The sequence below is a fragment of the Dermacoccus sp. UBA1591 genome (genome assembly GCF_002322065.1).
GTDB classification, from domain to species: domain Bacteria; phylum Actinomycetota; class Actinomycetes; order Actinomycetales; family Dermatophilaceae; genus Dermacoccus; species Dermacoccus nishinomiyaensis.
Map to the genome: position 1 here is coordinate 18,762 of NZ_DCNR01000052.1, position 310 is coordinate 19,071.

Genomic DNA, 310 nt, shown 5'->3' on the forward strand with positions numbered 1-310 from the left:
CTCGACGAGCCGACGGCCGGTCTCGACCCGGCCGGCGTCGAGGCGCTGCTCGCGAGCCTCACGTCGCTCGAGGAACGCGGTACGACGATCGCCCTGTCGACGCATGACCTCGCGTTCGCGTGGGAGTGGGCCGACGACCTCGCGCTGCTGCACGACGGGCACCTGCGTCAGGACGCCGCGCATCGTGTGCTCAGCGACGAGCCCGCCCTGCATGCCGCGGCGCTGCGCGCTCCCTGGCAGGCGCAGATGTTGGCGCGCGCAGGCGTGACGTGTGCCGGACCGCAGACGTCGCGCGACGGGGGCGCCGACG

The 310-nt window shown here is 74.5% G+C and carries 1 pseudogene; it reads left to right on the forward strand.

Features of this window, described 5'->3' with window-relative positions:
- Nucleotides 1–310: pseudogene (locus B2284_RS05625) on the forward strand (cobalt ABC transporter ATP-binding protein); the annotation flags it as partial.